2 protein-coding genes are annotated in these 2,909 nt (G+C 36.0%); one reads left to right on the top strand and one right to left on the bottom strand.

The window, feature by feature from the left end:
- Positions 1-158: 158 nt before the first annotated feature.
- On the top strand, positions 159-2,216 hold the full coding sequence (locus KPC_RS18770) for a sensor domain-containing protein (protein ID WP_407642000.1): 2,058 nt from the start codon (positions 159-161) through the stop codon (positions 2,214-2,216).
- A gap of 23 nt (positions 2,217-2,239) precedes the next feature.
- Here the strand turns inward: KPC_RS18770 and KPC_RS18765 are convergent, their stop codons facing one another.
- Entirely contained in the window at positions 2,240-2,800 is a 561-nt protein-coding gene (locus KPC_RS18765; protein WP_121975845.1) for an NAD(P)/FAD-dependent oxidoreductase, read from the bottom strand.
- Positions 2,801-2,909 lie beyond the last annotated feature (109 nt).

Here is a 2,909-nt window from a genome sequence, read left to right as displayed (position 1 = left end):
ATTTTAGTCATAATATTTATTGTTGTAATTGTGATTGAGTTCACGTTGTGGGAAAATAAGCCTGTCTAAGTATGCTTTGAATTGAATGGAGGAAATGGCGTATGACAAATGTATATGCTCGTATACCTTCAAGATTCGAGCCGAAAGCTGACGAAATTATGAAACCGATTGCTTTATTAGATGAGGTTAATCAGAAAAAATCATCTTTTTTTAAAGCATTTGATTATTTGGCGCAAATGGTAGGCGTCTTTTCACTTGATGGACAACCGATTTATTTAAATTTGTCATGGAAAAATATTTTTGGTTTTAGCCATAATTATTTCACCATGATTCATCAGGATGATTTAAGTAATTTCTTAAAAAAATATAATGATGCCAAAGATACCAACTTGAGCATGCAGTATGATGTCCGGTTGGAAGTAGATCATCAATTCCAATGGTTTTCTTTGCATATACAGTGTTTTTATCATTCTGAATTAAATCAGCCTGTATTACTCATTACTGCGACAAATATTCAAAAAAGAAAAATGGGGCAAGTTGATCTTATGGAACAACTTGGAACCTATGAGAATATGCTCGATGTGAGTGTGGATTGTATTAAAGTTCTTGATATTGATGGAAATGTAAAACACATGAATTTATCAGGTCGTAAAGCTTTAGGCTTGGCACCTGACGAAAAAGAATTCGGAATGAAGTGGCTGGATTTATTACCAGTAGAGGTGCGCGGTCGAGGAGAAAAAGCTTTACGTCAAGCTGTAAAAGGTAAAAATGCACGTTTTGCAGGGAAAAGTGTTGGTGCTGGTATAACCCAATATTGGGATAATATTTTAACACCTGTGCTCGATGAAAAGGGTGAAACACGATCAATTTTGTGTGTATCACGAGATGTAACATTACAGAAAAATGCCGAAAATAAGCTGCGTAAAAATAGCGAAATTGATGATTTGACAGGGTTATATAACAGACGATTATTTAAAACTCGTCTGAAACGCCTTATTACGCATGCCAAAGATAAACAGCAGATGGCTGGAATCTTGCTTATCGATCTGGATCATTTTAAACATGTAAATGACACTTTAGGACATTCCGCAGGTGATCATTTACTTCGTGTATTGTCAAAACGTTTGCAATCGGTTTTACATGAAGACGTATTCATTGCACGTTTGGGGGGCGATGAATTTGCCATCGCAGTCGGGAGCTTAAGTTCTGAGCAAGATTTTGTAAAAATTGCTGAACTTGCATCTAGGCAACTGGATGCATCCATTAGTTATTCTGGAAGGTTAATTAATGGCGGGATGAGTATTGGCTGTGCTTTATATCCACGTGATGCACAAGATGCGAGTGGATTAATGCAATGTGTGGATACGGCACTCAATGACCTGAAAGCTGATGGACGTGGTGGTATTCGTTTTTTCAACAAACAGATGTTTTTAAATACGGAAAATATGGCGAAACAGCTGAATCTGGCAAGAAAAATTATCCGTCAGGATTTAGTCGTGCCTTATTATCAGCCAAAAATCGATCTAAAAACAAATAAACTGGTTGGTTATGAAGCTTTATTAAGATGGAATTGTCCTGAAAGTGGAGACATTCAGCTACCAAACGTCATTCAAGAAGCATTTAAAGACTATAAGCTTGCGACTAAACTAAGTGAGTTGATGCATACGAAAATTTTTACTGATTTAGCTTATTGCATCAATAAAGGTTTACATGTAGTACCAGTCGCAATTAACGTAGCTCCAGTAGAATTTTTAAGGGATGATTATGCCGAGCAAATTTTAATACGCATGGCACAATTTAAGATTCCTTATCATTTGGTTGAAATCGAAGTAACAGAGCAGATACTGGAAGAACGTGGATCAGACTATGTACGTCGGGCTTTAGAGTTACTAAAGCAAAAGGGAATACGGATTGCTTTAGATGATTTTGGTACAGGACATTCATCATTAACCAGATTGAAAGATTATCCTGTGGATTGTTTGAAGATTGATAAAAGTTTTATCAACCTGATTAGTTGTGATCCAACAATATTGGCAGTAGTACAAGCCATAACTCAATTAGGTCCAAAATTACATCTGGATATTGTTGCAGAAGGCATAGAAACAAAGGAACAACTTGATATCTTGATTGATTGCGGTTGCAAAATAGGGCAAGGTTTTTATTTTAATGCAGCAATCAATTGTGATGCTGTTATCCAGCAACTACAACAATCTTAGAAAAAGAGGCTATGCCTCTTTTTCTATTTAAATGTAGTAATAATTACATCAGCAAAATAATTTTCACCATCCATACTATATATGCCATTGGTTGTAATTTTAATTATAGGCCAGGTAACCAGTTTGCAATTATCACGTTGTAAGGCTGTCAGATAGGTATCAGACTTAAAGAATACTTTTTCGGATACTGCTGCATTAGGGGTTAACTGGCGCTTCAACCAAGGGTCTTTTATCTGCGAATCCAGATAGCGCAACGCCAATACTGTTTTGATACGATTATTGAATAATCTCCTGTTTTTGATTATTAAAGGGTGTGCTACGACTCGCTGAATTTCTTTTTGGGTCTTTGGCAAGATGAAATTTGGTACAATTTGGAAGACCCGAACAGACTTTGCCTGTAGACAGATCTGTTCGAGATGCGTTACAGTGAATTGGTCAGTACCGATAATTGCAACTTTATTGTGGCTGAAATTTGTTTGTTTAATGTGTGATGATGGAGTTATTTTTCCTTGGAATGCTTGAAAAAAGATAGCATTGTTCTGAAAAAAACCATCAGCAGGATTATTCCGTTTCCTCTGTGGCATTGTTAAGTCCTTTTTATTTTAGCGTATTGTTTAGGATATGCAGTAAATTGGTATATCGAATCGTGAACCTTTGGTAAAGCTTTTTCTTTTGTCTTTTGAGTCATTATTG

Source organism: Acinetobacter stercoris, assembly GCF_900323515.1.
GTDB lineage: Bacteria > Pseudomonadota > Gammaproteobacteria > Pseudomonadales > Moraxellaceae > Acinetobacter > Acinetobacter stercoris.
Note: the sequence above shows the minus strand (reverse complement) of the source record. Positions and strands in the feature narration are given on the sequence as shown.

Bases quoted from the DNA above. Each gene is read 5' to 3' on its own strand.
- KPC_RS18765 (WP_121975845.1), bottom strand. From the start codon at position 2,800: ATGCCACAGAGGAAACGGAATAATCCTGCTGATGGTTTTTTTCAGAAC.
- KPC_RS18770 (WP_407642000.1), top strand. From the start codon at position 159: ATGAAACCGATTGCTTTATTAGATGAGGTTAATCAGAAAAAATCATCT.